The following is a 14,791-nucleotide window of genomic DNA, read 5'->3' on the forward strand; positions in this document are numbered from 1 at the left end:
CTTATGAGCGATAGGAAGTTAGATTATTTAATTAGGAAGAACAAAGGCAAATCCATTTTTTTAAAATATCAAGAAATGTTTATTGCCGCAGGGTTCAAAGAAGGGGATATTAAACATGTGGATTTAATGCAATCAGATAAAATCTTGAATATTGTAAGACAGACGTTTCCAAATTTGAAGGAAGAAATCGAGCTATTAGCGAGCGATGGTAATTTTGTTAGTTCAAGACTGATTTCATCAACATTTCAAAATTTAAGTGATTCTAAAGAGTGCTATATATATTCTGATGATGTTTACTTTTGTGGGATGTATCTTGCCAAGATAGGCCATATCCACGCATATGCTTTGAATGTGGCTAAATATGGGTATAGTAATACTTGCTTTATCATAGATCAAGAGTTCAAGTTTTCTTTTACTATTAATTTTTATGATAATGAACATCCTGAACTAAAGAATACTTTTGACATACATCTTAGGAGATAGGTATTGTTTTATTTGAAATATTAGACCTCATGCGTCAATCCATAATGCACAGCCAAACCACAGTGTTGGGCTTTTACTTTTTATAAGCTACCCTGGTTTTAGCATGTTGAATAAGGCCATCTATGGCATACAGGATATGTTCTCTATCCTCAACTGGGAGTTGCTGGATAGATAATACTTTGTCCAGGAGCGCTTGATCTATCTGCTTATCAGCTTTACCAACGAGATAATCTAATGACACGCTTAAGGCATCGGCGATCTTAGCAGCAACCTCCACAGAAGGTATAGCTTCGTCACGCTCATACCTACCTATAAGGTTAGCATGCACACCAGCTTTGATACCCAAATCGCTTTGTGATACCTTACGTTCTTTCCTGATCGAAGTTAAACGGTTGCCAAAAGTCATATCCATTGTAGTGGTTCTACCTTTATAGGTAGCTGTAGGGTAAAGATAGTAACTTAAATGATAGTATAAATACCCAATGTGGTTTGTCATAGATTACCCTATTGAGTATATTTACATCGTAAAGGTTAAATATATGATCAAGGACAAGCTACTCACCGACAACCCCGAACTGCTGCATTACATCGCAGACAAGCTGCATATCACTATCCTGGGTGGTATCAAACTAACCGGGCTGGACAGGTTGAAAGTAACGCTAAAGATGATCTGTACAGACAACAAGCAGGTTACTTTTCGGCATAGTCTTGATCTGTATAACTATATACAAACAGCTCAGCTTATAGAACGATCAGCAGAAACACTGGATGTAAGTACAACAGATATAAACCTCGTCATCGGTCAACTCATCACCGAACTGGAAAACTACAGAGCAACATACCTGGAATCATTGAAACCCAAGCCACAAGAAATCAGAAAGCTGACGGATGCAGAACGTAAAGCAGCATTAACGTTTCTTAAGTCACCTGACCTGTTGAAACAAACACAAGCAGCTATCTTACAAAGCGGGATCATCGGCGAAGAAACCAATGCCATCATAGCCTACCTGATCTATACCTCCCGAAAGCGAAATACTCCGCTGCACCTGATGTGTTTAGGTGCCAGCGGTACCGGTAAAACCTGGTTACAGGAAAAAGTAGGAGAACTGATACCCGAAGAAGATAAGTTAGAAATCACTACGCTAAGCACCAACGCATTTTACTATTTCGGTAAAGAAGAACTCAAACATAAGTTATTACTTATAGAAGATCTGGACGGAGCAGATAATGTACTGTACCCGCTTAGAGAACTGCAAAGCAAACGCAGGATCAGTAAAACGGTAACCCTGAAAGACAGCAAGGGTAATATGAAAACCGTGACCCTGAATGTGGAAGGGCCGGTATGCGTGAGCGGTTGTACCACTAAAGAACAGCTATACGAAGACAATGCCAACAGGTGCATATTACTGTACATGGACAACAGTCCGGAGCAGGATAAACGGATCATGGATTACCAAAGAAGGATCAGCGCGGGAAAAGTTGACCAGTACGAAGAAAGAAAAGTAAGAGAACAGCTCAAAAATGTACAACGCCTTCTTAAGCCTATAAGCGTAAGAAACCCATACGCTCCCTATCTCAACCTGCCTGATGCGGTGTTTAAACCACGCAGAACCATGCTGCTACTATTAATGTTCACCGAAACGATCACTTATTATCACCAGTACCAACGAGAACTTAAAACGGATCAGGACACCGGAGAGCAATATATTGAAAGTACACCAGCAGACATTGAAGCAGCCATTGCACTACTGGAAACCGCACTGCTTAAAAAAAGTGATGAACTGAACGATGCTTGCCGTACTTTCTTTGAAAAGCTAAAGAGCTGGTTAAAGCAGAACCAAACCGAAACCTTTTACAGCAAAGACATCCGTTCCATACTTAGGATAACGCCTAGCAGTATGCAGCGTTACCTGCACGAACTGGAACTGATGGGTTACATTAAAATAGTACGTGGCAGCAGATATAAAGGTTTTGAGTATAAAGTAAACAGCTGGAACGACCTGGAATCCTTAACTAACAATACCCGGCAGATTGTCAAAGATATACTGGAAACGATTAACGCAGTAGTTCGTAACCCAACAGTAACCCAAACCGATGATGGGTTACATAAACCGCAGAGAACCAATAAGAAGAAGGAAGTAACCCAGTAAGCCTGTAAAACAAGAGGCAACTATTATTATATAAACAGATGAACCCTACTTATACCCGATTACATGCCGGTTTCACGGAATGGCTCCGCATCCTGAACTTTGAACCTACCAGTCAAAGAGATATGCCCAAGATGCTGATGGGGTTCCTTAATTTCCTGGAAGCAGGTAACTGCCATACTATAGCCATGATAAAGGAACAACATATCAAAGCCTATCTAAACTACCTGTACCAAAGGACAAACCAAAAATCAGGTGGAGGATTGAGCGTAAACTATATCCGTAAGCAAATGCAGGTTGTCCGTAAGTTCAGTCGTTACCTTACCGAAAGCGGTCAGGAAAGCTTTGAAGCTGCTATCCGTATCAAAGACAAGAACACCAATACAAGAGAAGTGCTGACCGTCAAAGAAGTACAGCAGCTTTACCTGGCTGCTAAAGACGATCTTTTAGGGTTAAGAGATAAACCTTTTTTTGTGTACAAGGCAGTTGCTGAACTATGTTACGAAATCAAAGTAGACCTTAACAGTATGGTACTAATATTGAATCCTGAATAACATAAGCCTTCACTTACCTTTCCCGCTTTCTGTTGCTTAGACCGAGAAAGGTAAGCTTTGCTTATGCCTTCCATTGCAGAGGCCATCCACACACCAGGAAGAGCGGTGTTCTTCACTTATAAGCTGAAACAACAAATCACGCCAGGCTTCACATCGTTCAATAAGTGCTATCGCACACATTTCACTCTGTTGCTTTTGCCTTACTTCTTAAAGGCTTACATTGTCTATAGCCAACACTGATCCAAACACATAGACAATACGCCTTTAACCTATCACACCAAGCAGCCTGTCACGCCTGTTGTAGTAGCAAAGTAGTTCATCACATGAGCTTTCTCTGTCTTTATATACCTTTCGCTTATGCTGCGCTTTTACTTGGTCTGTCGACCAGGTAATGCTTGCAACGCTCAATATCTATAAAGTCAGACGCTCATATTGTTAGGCTCGCCTGCGCCATCGTTCGGGCTTCACGACTGTCACAGCATTTGAGAGGCAAGCAACACAAGGCCATTATCAAATGCAGCGCCAGTCGTTTGTGAAGCATTCTGTGAAGCCGCCTTATCAGGCTCTCTCTTCACAGACCCTCACTCAACTCGCAGCGGCTTGCAGATATACGAAGCCAAAGTTATATTTGAGCAAGACACGTTCTTTGAGTTAACAACTATACCTATAACGGTAATTATAACCTGACGGCAGACAACAGCAAGAGCATTACCGCTATCAGCTATAACCTGCTGAACCTGCCTCAAACGATCACGGGCAAAAGCTTAAGTTATACCTATGACGCCTCCGGTCAGAAACTGCGGAAGATCTCGGGCACAACGGTAACCGAATACATTGATGGCATACAATACACAGGAACAGGGATCGATTTTGTGCAGACCGAGGAAGGCCGGGTGCTTAACCCGACCACTTCACCGAACTATGAATATACCCTGACGGATCACCTGGGGAATAACCGGCTGGCGTTTGATCAGATGAATGGAAAAGTAGGTGAAGATGATTATTACCCTTTTGGATTGAATGTGCACCGGCAAGTAAATGCGGGAAAAAAGTGTCTTTACAATAAGAAGGAGTTGCAGGATGAGCTGAACCAGTATGATTATGGCGCGCGGTTCTATGATCCGGTGATTGCAAGGTGGACAACGGTGGATCCGTTGGCGGAGAAAGGGAGGAGATGGTCGCCTTATAACTATGTTTGGGATAATCCAATGCGTTTTATTGATCCTGATGGAATGGAAGGTGATGACCCTTGGTATGTTAAAGTTGGAAAAGCGATAGCAAACTTCTTTGTCGGTAATACGGGAGATACATATAAAAACGTTGAAGAGTATGCGACCAATAAAGTAGATTATATAAAAAATAGGGGCCAAAGATATGGAGAGGCTGTAAGGAATGGCCAAAATCCTTCTGATGTCGATAAGGAATATACTTATAAGCAAACCGTTGTAGGAATTAAACTTGCGGATAATGCTATAAATTATATAGGTCTTAATACGATGGCTGCTGAAGGATCGGTAGCTGGAATGTTAAAACAATCTTCCACAGATTTAATTCGAGGTATCGATTTTAAAAGCTTATCAAAAGAAGAAATAAAATCAATTGCATCTAACTCAAAACAAATATTTAGTCATCAGGAAAAGTTGGAAGAATATATAGCCAATCCAATGAAGGGTGATAACGCCAATGTTTTAAAGAAAGCAAAGAGTGATGCAATTAGAGAGGAAATTTATAAAGGAAGAATAACTAAGTTAGAAAATGAAATAAAGAAGTTTCAAGATAACATTAGGAAAATAATAGAACCTGTAACTAAAAAACCATGATATGATCACAATAGATATTGACGAACTTCAACAAGCTATTTCACTTTTGCTTAAGAGATTAAAAGAAAGAAAAGGCGTGAATATAGAACTGAAAAACGATTATTACTGGGATATCGACTCTAAGGAATTATATAACCCATATGAGCAACCTAAAAACTTTGCACTTGGGCAATTAAGTTTTGATTGGGAACATATAACAAAGTCTGACCAGGATGATTTAATTCCATATGACTTTGAGAAAGTGTCTTGCATTTTGAAAGCTTTGAGTAATGAATATCCAATAGCTTTTTAATCCCTTAGCTGGCTCACGCGTGTGATGTGTTAGCAAGAATTGGTAAGCAGCAAGTAAGCCCAACCAAATGTTGGGCTTTTACTTCTTATAAGCTAACTTTGTTTTAGCATGTTGGATAAGGTCATATGGAGTACGTGATGTATTATGCGAAGACATGTTAGGCTACTTTATTAAAGGGTATCGACGATAGATAAATAACTTGGTGAGAACTGATCAGGCACTCTTTGGAATGTAGCGTCAAAATATATAACAAATCCTCACTGTTAATAAAACTTTGCAGATAAATAACAATCCATTATGTTTGCAGTTCATATTCTAGACGTGATATCTTGAATATGGTTTAGGTAAAACCTCTGAGCAGCAAGTGCAAAGAGGTTTTTTTAATAGTTATAAGAGTAGTTTACCTTTTAAGGCAATGAATAGAAACAGCATCTCAAATCATCCTCAAACACTTTCCTTTTTCCTGTTTTTATAACAATCTCAATCTCCAATCCAACATTTTCATACCCTCTATAAAGTACAAAAGTTAAGATTCTTTGGATTGAACTTGATCATTCTCATTTTGTAATCCAGAGTTTTATTACCTCCTATAAAGAGTAAAATCTTAATTTTCTTGGATTGATACTAATGACACGTAGAACGAATTAAAATAAATGGTAGAGTGAGGAATGAATTATTGGGCAAAGTTACAATGATATCTGCTGTAGCGTGCAAGAGCTTCCGGCATAAACGCATATAGCCAGTACACAATCCATTTATTCCTTTTCCATCTTGCACTTGATTGCCATAATCGTGCATGGGCATCATAATTCATTCAATCACTTAATCAAAATCATTATGGAACACTTTGCAATTACAGACACATGATTATATTTGCACCAACGTGTACTACTTTGTGTACTACCACGTCAAAAGAGATCATTAACAACTTAAAGTTTAACCAAGCAATTAATTAGTAATACTTGCTTAGTACACTCAAAACGATGTTTTTGAGATAGAGTCAACCATTCGGGATGTAGCGTAGCCCGGTATCGCGCCAGCATGGGGTGCTGGAGGTCGTGGGTTCGAATCCCGCCATCCCGACGAAAGATGAAGTAAAAGAGAGCATATCTGAGTTTTAGAACTTATTGGATATGCTTTTTTGCTTTTGTTGACCTCGGTGTTGACCTTCGTGAAGCCTTTACTGCCATAACAAATCCGTTATGGTTTACTATAGCAATGGTTCTTAAAACTAAACAACGATTATCAAACAACGAATATGCTGTTGCTCTTAGAGTAACGCATGAGAGGCAAAGCCGATTCTTTGCTTTGAGCATGTTAGTAACAAACCAGTCTTTACAATGGCGTTGTAAGACTACAGGAATTGCAAAGAGTGGCAGGCCTTTACAGAAAAACCTTTAAGGCACTTATTATTCTAATGCCCGGCATTCAAAACCTTTATCCTTCAGTATTTTAATAATGTTTAATAAACAAAGCTTTTCGTCTTTAACTCTTAATATGCTGTCACAATCGTCAAGGTCAAAGGTGATTTCGGCGGAGGGAAAATGCCGGTTCAATAAGATAATTAACTTTTTTGCCTGTCTTTCATTTTCAACATTGGTTTTAAAAATTTCAATCATATGAATAGCTTGATTTACTAAAAAGTTCCGGTACACAATGCGACCGGAACAGTCTGGTAATTGTACTTGATTTTTAGGATGGATATTTGTTAAAAAACGTAGAATATACTGGCTTGTATACTGTTATTTTTAAAGTCGCCCAAGGTAGGCGAAGGTGTTTCAGAAACTTTTTGCATTCCGTAAACGTATCTCGCACCAATCCCTAAACCAATTTTGGATTGGAAGCCAAGACCACCAGCCAAACCGAAATCAATTTTTTTAGCAAATTTGGCATCAGTTATCCCTCCAATATCTTCCTTTACTTTAAAACCTGCCTGCGGGCCGGCTTCAACATAAAAACCAGAATTAGTACGGTATTTAAAAAGGATGGGTACAGAGGCATAGGAAAGTTTTATCTCTTGTGCGGCAAATGCGCCATCCTTAACTTTGGCTCCCTGCAGGGAGTATAGAAATTCTTCTGATACCAGGAAGTTGTCGGTAAACTTGTAAGAAACAGTGAGTCCGGCGTGGAAGCCAGGAAGTGGATCTGTGGCGAAATTAGCATTGGTAAAATTACTGTAATTACCACCTGCCGTTATGCCAAATTCAAGACGGCTTGCGATTTTCTTAAAAAAGCCCTGATTTTCGGGAGGTGTCGTAGTTGTTTGGCTAAAACCCTTCGCGGATGCCAGGATTAAAACGGCTAAGATCATTTTTTTCATAAATTTCTTTTGTATGTGAGTTATTTTGTTTGTAGCCTGAGGCTAATGCGTTATTTAGATCAAAGATGTGATGTGGCGGGGGGCTTGAAAAGGAAAAGGTGACCGAAGCGGGCAAAGTTGAGCTGGAAGCGGAATAAAAAGGCTTGAAAAAAAACTGAAACTGTTCTTTTTAAAAGATTGAACGTAGGCTGATGTTCGCATCTTTCACGTGTTTCACACCGTACATGTTACGGGTGTTGCAAAGCAATATACATGCTGTAGGCCGGGTACAGAGAGCCGGCACGGATTATCGGGCATACTTTGCCGGTATGAAAATATACTTCAGCAGATTAGGCTTTTGTTAGCCAGCTGAGGAATTGAGAAGCCTTACCTTTACTGACGATCACTTTTTCACTAAAAGGTACATTCAGGTTTAGCGATAGTTTTCGGGAGAAGAAACTGGAAACGTCGATAATAGCTTTACGGCAAACCAGGAACTGGCGGTTTGCCCTGAAAAAGTAGTTCCCGCCCGATTTCTCCAGCTCGTCCAGGTTTTTATTAGGGTAAAAGGTTTTCCCGGAGAAGGTCAGCAAATGAGTGATCTCGTTTTCCAGGTAAAACATAGCGATATCTTCAAGTTTTATAGGAATGATCTTATCCTGATGATAAACCAGCACAGAGGTGGCGGTTTGCGTTTCCCGGTTGAGCAGCATTTGCATCAGCGCATCATACTGCGGTGTTTGATCTGCAGATAATACTTTTTTAAGCTGCCTGTATTTTTGGAGGGCCCGATAAAGGGTTTGGATGGTAAAGGGCTTTAATATGTAATCTATTCCGTTAGCTTTAAAAGCGTCTAACGCATACTCGTCATAAGCAGTACAAAAAATGACAGGCACAGAAACAGGTTCAGCAACAAATATTTCAAAACTCAGGCCATCCCCCAATTGGATATCACTGAAGATCAGATCAGGGGCCCCCGACTTTTTGAAATAAGCTATAGCTTCCTTCACAGATCTGAGCTGGACAATGTTTACCGGCTCATCAATCAACTGCCCGATGTTTAGTTCGAGTTCATCTGCAACTACCCCTTCATCCTCAATGATTACTATATTCATTTTTTAACAGTTTAATACTTACTGAAAATGAGCTTTGATCTTCCTTGACAATAACGTCATCTCCTGACCAAAGATGGTAGCGTTCCGCGAGATTGGCCAGCCCGTAATTGGTTGATGGGCCCTTCATTTTCTTCTTTTGGAGATTATTACTCATGATCAGCCACTCATCTTTATGGCAGATTTGTACCCTCAACGGCGCTTCCTGTGTAAAATCGTTATGCTTTATGGCATTTTCAAGTAATGGCTGCAACGAAAAAGAAGGCAGGTAATAGTTTTTTAATGTTTCTTCGGGTAACAGTATCGTACAATCCAACGCTTTACCAAACCGGATCTGCTGCATTTCAAGATAGTCGCATAACAATTTTACTTCATCTTCTAAGGTAGATATTCTGGATGCATGATGATATATAGATGCCCTTAAAAAATTAGCCATATGAACAATATATGTATCTGCCGTATGTACGTCTTTGTGATAAAGGGCTTTTAAGGTATTAAGCGCATTAAACAAAAAATGGGGTTGTATCTGTTGCTTTAAAAGTAGGTTGGTGGCTTCAGCATTCGCTGTTTTTAATCTGGAAAGCTCCAGGTCGGCATGTAATTTATGTTCATATAACAACACGGAATTGTGCAACTGCATGATAAGCGTATTGATCACGATACCAGACCCCACAAATGCAAAGAACGAACCAGCATCCCAAAATGACCATGCTTTATCAGACTCATACGAAAAACAGGGCCTTAACAGGAGATAGATCAGCACACTTACAGGGTAGGTTAACAGTATGCGGTAAGTTGAAAATTTTTTTGACCTGATAGAAAAGTACTTTGATAACACGATCATCAAACAGATATCGGCATGCCCCACCAGTAAAATACCGGACGTTGTGAGCAGCGTAAGCGGTATAATGTTACTTAGTGTGCCATTATTGTAAACAAGCAGATAGAAGATAAAACCAATGATTATGGCCTGTAACCAGGTTAGGCGGCTTAATCTTTTTATAGGGAGCTTCTCTTCCATAATAGCAAATGTAGTTAATAGATATATTGTTATTAACGATTGTTGACCGAAGCGGGCAAAAGCAGGTTTGAACTGTTCAAATTTGAATTGAAATGATACCTAAGGCCCCATCAGCGGCGCACGCTGCGTTTTTTTCAGATAGGCTATAATAACATTCGGGCAGCATTTTGCCCGTTTCGCTATATTTTTAATATATCAGCGTATTTAATGCCAATACCTTCGGCTCCAAATAAATGTCAAACTTAAAATTTTACAAAATGAAAAAGACAACTGTATTTGGAATTAACCTGCTAATTGGCTTGCTGTTTATTATCCTGGCTTCTTATATACAGGAACAGGAAACACAGATTAAAGTTACAGGGATAAGATCGCCAAAGGGAAAGATCATTCTTAATGTTTTTAAAGACAATGAAACCTACAACGACGAAAAGCCCTGTAGGAAATTCGTATTTGATAAGAAAGCGCTTGTAAACGGGACACTGACCGTGAAGTGTGAGCTGGAGCCCGGAATTTATGGGATCACCCTGGTGGATGATGAAAATGAAAATGGCAAGATTGACAAAAATTTAATCAGAATGCCCAAAGAAGGGTTTGGATTCTCGAACTTCTTTATGGAAAAGCTAAAAAAACCAACCTTCAACGATTTTAAAGTTGATCTGAAATCTCCAAATAACAACGTTGAAATAAAGGTAAAGTACATGTAAAATCGGTGCTTGTTCCCAGTTACCTGAAAACAATTGGAAAGCGCCTGCATTCCTCAATCCAATAATTAAAAATCAATTTAACAAGAAATGAAAAAAATATCAATATGCAGAAAACTATTCACAGGCACAGTCCTGATGGTATTAGCTATCAGCTTCTCATCATGCAAAAAGAACACCATAGATCCTTCGGGCCAATTCAATATCAAAGTAGTAAACGCCGCGTCTACTTCGGGCCCGCAAAGTTTTACGCTGGCAAATTCTGCGCTGGTGAACGGCGGATTGAGTTTTGGCGATGCTTCTTCTTATATCACAGCCCCTTCGGGGAAAAATATGGTTATGGAATTTAAAGATGAAGGTACAAATAACGTTCATGCATCGGGTTCTCTTTATACCACTAATGGTGTAAGTTTTACCGTGTACATGGTTGGAAAAGGATCATCAGCCAGGGTAAAATCATTTGAGGACGATCTGGGTGCCCCGAATAACGGCAAGGTAAAGATCAAGTTTATTCATTTAAGTGATGAAGCACCTTCTGTTATTACTATAAAAAATTCGTCGGGAGATGACCTGGTGACTACTTTAGCCAGAAATATTTCGAGCGGTTACAAATATGTAGACCCGGGAACCCTTTCTGTCCAATTCTCAGGCACAGCGTCCAGGAGTAATATCGGGAACTTTGACGTGACCGATCTGCAAGCAGGTAAAATTTATACCCTATACCTAACCGATTCGGCCAACGGCAGCCTCCTGCTGAACAAAGTTCTTCACAATTAAGTGCGAAAATTGTTCAAAAAGTTTTTACAAGCCCTCAGAATTTAATCTGAGGGCATTTTATAATTCCTCATGGGTTATGATAGCTTATGCAATCCCGAAGAGGTTAACTTATTATCCTAATCATACCTCAGGGCCGGATAATTCAGCAACCTGCGCCATAAGGCAAGCTGACCGATGATACTTGCTTCCCGATAAATCGTAAAAGATAGCAGCTCATAATAGGTCATTTTCATAAAACCCATATCAATTTCACTATCAAGCTTCTCATCGTCCATGTTCAGCAGTACCTCCCGGGCTACAGGGCTGATCTTTTCCCAATCCTTTAAATATTCGGCGGAAGTGGGATACTTTGCATCGTCCTGGATCCCTTTATTGTCTTTAAATAGTTCGTCGCCGGTCTGTTTTAATTCAGGGCGGGTCTCCGTGGTCATGTTGTATCGCTGCTGCACCAATGACCCGGTGAGCCATGCAATGTGGTTTGCCTTGGTATTTAAGCGGTTATAAGTATCTTCTGCAGAGATACCTTCAATTGCACGGGCAAAAAAAGTGGTCTGCATATCAAATAAGGTCAGTAACCCCTCTGTTCTTCTGCTTGCTGTTTTTGTTTCCATAGCTGTACGTTTTAAGTTCTATCGGTTTATTGTGTAAAGCTATAGTAGGGAGTGATTAAAACACCTGTGTTATTGTGACAATTAGCGGGTTGTTTGCGACAATATTGCCCCTGCTCCCGATAGCATAGCTCTGCATTCTCTTTTCACAAGAGTGGAACCCTTTTTTACTATTTTGAAAAATTAAAACATTAAATTTAATGATTAATCTTCCTCTCCGGAAAGATCAAGGGTAAAAGAGCACTGACCACAAGTTTAAACTAAATGGATATGAAAATAAAACTTAAATCCCTGACCATCGCATTCCTGGCGATATCAGTAGCAGCTGTCTTTACATTCTTTAAAATTACGGGCATAGACGCAAATGATCTGAAAGGTGCCTGGGAATATGGGCCTGCTGAAAAGCAAACGGTAATGATTAATACGGCAAAAATTTTCTCTGTTGCCGCCTACGACGTTCCGGGAAAGAAATTTATAAGCTCCTATGGAGGCACCTGGCGCATTAAAGGCAGCAACCTGATCCAGCATATAGAATGGAATACTATAGATCCTGAACAAGTTGGTAAAGAGCTGAGTTCTGAAATTACTTTAACGGGCAGCAAACTCACTTTAACCCGATCAAATGAAACATGGAACCGGGTAGATGACGGAAAGTCGGGCGAACTGACGGGCGCATGGATAATTACCGGAAATTATACAAATGATATGGTAAGTAAGCGGCCCAGCCCTTTTTTTCCGAGAAGAACCATGAAGGTACTTTCTGGTACTCGCTTTCATTGGATCGCCTACAATGTAGCAACTAAACAATTCATGAATGCCGGGGGAGGAAGCTATTCTGCCCATGATGGCAAGTACACAGAGCATATAGCGTTCTTTACCAAAACACCTGAGAGCGTGGGCAAAACCCTCTCTTTTCAATATTCATTTGTAAACGGCGACTGGCGCCATAAGGGCGAAAAATCGACAGGGGGGGCAATGGATGAATGCTGGTCGCGACGGGAAACGCTCGAAAATTAGGTCAAAGAAGTCTTGTGTTTTCCTGATAGGTGCCGGATTTCGTTGGGGCGAATCCCGCCATCCTGACAACAATAAAAGGCCTTCGCATTTGCGGAGGCCTTTTATTTGGACTGAACATTTTACCGTTGAATCTATAAATTGGCAAGAGGTCGTTTCGATACTTTTGAGACGGCTTTTTATGGTATGTATTCATCCGGATAAATCAGCAAATCAATATTTGTCGTAATTGCCCCCCTTATTTGTCGGTTTTGCCCAATCCTATTACGGATATTTCCCTGAGATTTGTATCACAAACAAAGCAATCATTCTAAAATAGCATTAGTAAAACGTACGCTGATTTAAATAAAAACCAATATGGGAAAGATAGTATTATTCATGCATGTATCGCTCGATGGCTTTGCTGCCGGTACAAAAGGTGAAATGAATTGGATCCATGTAGATCAAGAGATTTTTGATTTCGTAGCAGAGAGGATCACAGAAACCAATACGGCATTATACGGGAGGGTTACCTTCCAGATGATGGAAAGCTATTGGCCAACGGCGGCAGAGCAACCCGGGGCAAGCAAACACGACAGGGAACATGCTGCCTGGTACAAGAGCGCACACAAAGTAGTATTGTCAAATACGTTGAACCAGGCAACGCTCACGAATACGACGGTGATTGGAAAGGACTATGCCGCTGCCGTTCGCAAATTAAAGAAAGAAACATCAGGAGAAATTCTGTTATTTGGAAGTCCTACCACGGCGCACGCCCTTCTGGCAGAAAACCTGATTGATGAATGCTGGCTTTTCGTCAATCCGATATTGTTGGGTGAAGGAATTCCGGTGTTTAAAGGCATTAAAGAAAAGCAGTCGTTGAAGCTCCTGAAAACACATGTTTTTAGCTCAGGTGTAGTTTGCCTGCACCACGAACTGCGGCGTGAAACTAATTAGCCAAGAGAGGCTGCCACAGTTGGCAGCCTCTCTTGTATTTATAGGGATTATGATTAACTATCAAAGCAACTGTTGGGCCGTAATCTTGCCGATCTGCAAGTTAAAAGTTAAGAAGTCGAAATAGTTCCAGCCTTCAATAAGTTTTCCGTCAATTATTTTTACAATAGCAACTCCCCAAAATTCAACATGCTCTTTAGTTGGCCGGTGTATCGCTTTGACGGTACACATAGCAGCTACATAATCACCATCCGTCAGGGTTTTGTCAACACTTATCTTAATATTATCAAGCATATCCCTAAACGTTCTGTAGAATGGTTTGAACGCTTCAGGTCCTATCAATGGCTCCGCTCCAAGGCCGTAAGCCTTGCCTTCCGGGTGAAACATTTCATCAATAGCACTTTCATTTCCCTTGTTCCAAACTTCGTTAAACCAACGAACCATGAAACTGTTGTTTTGATCTGACATACTAATGGTTTAAATGTAAATAAAGTAGGTGCATACCACAACTGATGTGTGTTGGCATGGGTGTAATTGCACCTAAACCTACTGATTATTAATGAAATAAGCAAGTGGCTAAGGGTTTATTTTTTAAAATAAGCTGATATATCCTGACACTGTTTACCTCGTTCTATGTATTGCGAAGAACAAGTTAATCAGGCGCAGATAACGGTAAGCACTCTACTTATAACGTCAAATGCAGCGCCTGTCCTTTCAACAAGCAATACAGACATGATCGCCCCGAAATTGTAAAAACAGCAGAGTAAATAGTCAATATTGTTTATTTCTGCTTTGTTTTTCTCCCTTAATTTTATCGATAACCAATTACAGGCATTTTCTGCATTAAATGCACATGCTCAAACCTGATCTCTGCTGTTAGCACTGAAAATATTTCAGAAAGGCATTGATATCTGATTAAATAGCAGATACGTAATTGTTAACTGATTGATAATTAAAATGATATAGCCTATGATAAAAATTGACCAATAAAAATTATAAACCAAAAAAGCGGAGAATGTTGGCACATCCT

At 40.0% G+C, this 14,791-nt stretch carries 16 protein-coding genes and 1 tRNA gene; 10 read left to right on the forward strand and 7 right to left on the reverse strand.

Annotated features, from left to right (window positions below):
- Positions 1–3: 3 nt before the first annotated feature.
- A complete protein-coding gene (locus tag SNE25_RS02135) occupies positions 4–483 on the forward strand; it encodes a hypothetical protein (protein WP_321563444.1) in 480 nt (159 codons plus the stop codon).
- Positions 484–556: 73 nt separating this feature from the next.
- Here SNE25_RS02135 and SNE25_RS02140 read toward each other — a convergent pair whose 3' ends face one another.
- Positions 557–979, reverse strand: a complete 423-nt coding sequence (locus tag SNE25_RS02140) for a helix-turn-helix domain-containing protein (protein WP_321563445.1) — start codon at positions 977–979, stop codon at positions 557–559.
- 43 nt (positions 980–1,022) lie between these two features.
- Here SNE25_RS02140 and SNE25_RS02145 point away from each other — a divergent pair, with 43 nt between their 5' ends.
- From SNE25_RS02145 to SNE25_RS02165, 5 genes are all read left to right on the forward strand, one after another.
- A complete protein-coding gene (locus tag SNE25_RS02145; protein WP_321563446.1) occupies positions 1,023–2,633 on the forward strand; it encodes a hypothetical protein in 1,611 nt (536 codons plus the stop codon).
- A gap of 38 nt (positions 2,634–2,671) precedes the next feature.
- Positions 2,672–3,184: a hypothetical protein gene (locus SNE25_RS02150; protein ID WP_321563447.1), complete on the forward strand. Its 513-nt coding sequence runs from the start codon at positions 2,672–2,674 to the stop codon at positions 3,182–3,184.
- Between the two features lie 872 nt (positions 3,185–4,056).
- Complete coding sequence (locus SNE25_RS02155) at positions 4,057–5,004, forward strand: RHS repeat domain-containing protein (protein WP_321563448.1); 948 nt, start codon at positions 4,057–4,059, stop codon at positions 5,002–5,004.
- 1 nt (position 5,005) lies between these two features.
- Positions 5,006–5,296 (forward strand): hypothetical protein, encoded by a 291-nt coding sequence (locus SNE25_RS02160; protein WP_321563449.1) that lies wholly within the window; start codon positions 5,006–5,008, stop codon positions 5,294–5,296.
- A 1,009-nt stretch (positions 5,297–6,305) separates the two neighbouring features.
- Positions 6,306–6,379: transfer RNA gene (locus SNE25_RS02165), tRNA-Pro, on the forward strand.
- Between the two features lie 326 nt (positions 6,380–6,705).
- On the opposite strand, the gene SNE25_RS02170 is transcribed toward SNE25_RS02165, so the two are convergent.
- From SNE25_RS02170 to SNE25_RS02185, 4 genes are all read right to left on the reverse strand, one after another.
- Entirely contained in the window at positions 6,706–6,915 is a 210-nt protein-coding gene (locus SNE25_RS02170; protein WP_321563450.1) for a hypothetical protein, read from the reverse strand.
- 89 nt (positions 6,916–7,004) lie between these two features.
- Positions 7,005–7,616, reverse strand: a complete 612-nt coding sequence (locus SNE25_RS02175) for a porin family protein (RefSeq protein WP_321563451.1) — start codon at positions 7,614–7,616, stop codon at positions 7,005–7,007.
- 329 nt (positions 7,617–7,945) lie between these two features.
- On the reverse strand, positions 7,946–8,710 hold the full coding sequence (locus SNE25_RS02180) for a LytR/AlgR family response regulator transcription factor (protein WP_321563452.1): 765 nt from the start codon (positions 8,708–8,710) through the stop codon (positions 7,946–7,948).
- Positions 8,691–9,728 carry a sensor histidine kinase gene (locus SNE25_RS02185; protein ID WP_321563453.1) on the reverse strand — a complete coding sequence of 346 codons (1,038 nt, stop codon included), beginning with the start codon at positions 9,726–9,728 and terminating at the stop codon, positions 8,691–8,693. Before SNE25_RS02185 ends, SNE25_RS02180 begins: the two co-directional genes overlap by 20 nt.
- A gap of 257 nt (positions 9,729–9,985) precedes the next feature.
- Here SNE25_RS02185 and SNE25_RS02190 point away from each other — a divergent pair, with 257 nt between their 5' ends.
- Together SNE25_RS02190 and SNE25_RS02195 are read left to right on the forward strand one after the other, a co-directional pair.
- Entirely contained in the window at positions 9,986–10,432 is a 447-nt protein-coding gene (locus tag SNE25_RS02190) for a DUF2141 domain-containing protein (protein WP_321563454.1), read from the forward strand.
- Between the two features lie 87 nt (positions 10,433–10,519).
- Positions 10,520–11,206, forward strand: a complete 687-nt coding sequence (locus tag SNE25_RS02195; RefSeq protein ID WP_321563455.1) for a DUF4397 domain-containing protein — start codon at positions 10,520–10,522, stop codon at positions 11,204–11,206.
- 116 nt (positions 11,207–11,322) lie between these two features.
- On the opposite strand, the gene SNE25_RS02200 is transcribed toward SNE25_RS02195, so the two are convergent.
- Positions 11,323–11,817 (reverse strand): DinB family protein, encoded by a 495-nt coding sequence (locus tag SNE25_RS02200; RefSeq protein WP_321563456.1) that lies wholly within the window; start codon positions 11,815–11,817, stop codon positions 11,323–11,325.
- Between the two features lie 267 nt (positions 11,818–12,084).
- Between SNE25_RS02200 and SNE25_RS02205 the strand changes: the two genes are divergently transcribed.
- Together SNE25_RS02205 and SNE25_RS02210 are read left to right on the forward strand one after the other, a co-directional pair.
- Complete coding sequence (locus SNE25_RS02205) at positions 12,085–12,831, forward strand: hypothetical protein (protein ID WP_321563457.1); 747 nt, start codon at positions 12,085–12,087, stop codon at positions 12,829–12,831.
- A gap of 354 nt (positions 12,832–13,185) precedes the next feature.
- Positions 13,186–13,764, forward strand: coding sequence for a dihydrofolate reductase family protein (locus SNE25_RS02210; RefSeq protein WP_321563458.1), 579 nt, complete (start codon positions 13,186–13,188; stop codon positions 13,762–13,764).
- A gap of 60 nt (positions 13,765–13,824) precedes the next feature.
- On the opposite strand, the gene SNE25_RS02215 is transcribed toward SNE25_RS02210, so the two are convergent.
- The gene (locus SNE25_RS02215; RefSeq protein ID WP_321563459.1) at positions 13,825–14,229 is read right to left on the reverse strand and encodes an ester cyclase; all 405 of its coding nucleotides are present in this window, start codon (positions 14,227–14,229) and stop codon (positions 13,825–13,827) included.
- Positions 14,230–14,791: the final 562 nt, after the last annotated feature.

It is taken from the genome of Mucilaginibacter sabulilitoris, assembly GCF_034262375.1.
Taxonomy (GTDB): domain Bacteria; phylum Bacteroidota; class Bacteroidia; order Sphingobacteriales; family Sphingobacteriaceae; genus Mucilaginibacter; species Mucilaginibacter sabulilitoris.

What these genes read in the sequence shown, in the direction of transcription:
- SNE25_RS02135 (WP_321563444.1), top strand. Translation starts at nt 4, where the DNA reads ATGAGCGATAGGAAGTTAGATTATTTAATTAGGAAGAACAAAGGCAAA.
- SNE25_RS02140 (WP_321563445.1), bottom strand. Translation starts at nt 979, where the DNA reads ATGACAAACCACATTGGGTATTTATACTATCATTTAAGTTACTATCTT.
- SNE25_RS02145 (WP_321563446.1), top strand. Translation starts at nt 1,023, where the DNA reads ATGATCAAGGACAAGCTACTCACCGACAACCCCGAACTGCTGCATTAC.
- SNE25_RS02150 (WP_321563447.1), top strand. Translation starts at nt 2,672, where the DNA reads ATGAACCCTACTTATACCCGATTACATGCCGGTTTCACGGAATGGCTC.
- SNE25_RS02160 (WP_321563449.1), top strand. Translation starts at nt 5,006, where the DNA reads ATGATCACAATAGATATTGACGAACTTCAACAAGCTATTTCACTTTTG.
- SNE25_RS02170 (WP_321563450.1), bottom strand. Translation starts at nt 6,915, where the DNA reads ATGATTGAAATTTTTAAAACCAATGTTGAAAATGAAAGACAGGCAAAA.
- SNE25_RS02175 (WP_321563451.1), bottom strand. Translation starts at nt 7,616, where the DNA reads ATGAAAAAAATGATCTTAGCCGTTTTAATCCTGGCATCCGCGAAGGGT.
- SNE25_RS02180 (WP_321563452.1), bottom strand. Translation starts at nt 8,710, where the DNA reads ATGAATATAGTAATCATTGAGGATGAAGGGGTAGTTGCAGATGAACTC.
- SNE25_RS02185 (WP_321563453.1), bottom strand. Translation starts at nt 9,728, where the DNA reads ATGGAAGAGAAGCTCCCTATAAAAAGATTAAGCCGCCTAACCTGGTTA.
- SNE25_RS02190 (WP_321563454.1), top strand. Translation starts at nt 9,986, where the DNA reads ATGAAAAAGACAACTGTATTTGGAATTAACCTGCTAATTGGCTTGCTG.
- SNE25_RS02195 (WP_321563455.1), top strand. Translation starts at nt 10,520, where the DNA reads ATGAAAAAAATATCAATATGCAGAAAACTATTCACAGGCACAGTCCTG.
- SNE25_RS02200 (WP_321563456.1), bottom strand. Translation starts at nt 11,817, where the DNA reads ATGGAAACAAAAACAGCAAGCAGAAGAACAGAGGGGTTACTGACCTTA.
- SNE25_RS02205 (WP_321563457.1), top strand. Translation starts at nt 12,085, where the DNA reads ATGAAAATAAAACTTAAATCCCTGACCATCGCATTCCTGGCGATATCA.
- SNE25_RS02210 (WP_321563458.1), top strand. Translation starts at nt 13,186, where the DNA reads ATGGGAAAGATAGTATTATTCATGCATGTATCGCTCGATGGCTTTGCT.
- SNE25_RS02215 (WP_321563459.1), bottom strand. Translation starts at nt 14,229, where the DNA reads ATGTCAGATCAAAACAACAGTTTCATGGTTCGTTGGTTTAACGAAGTT.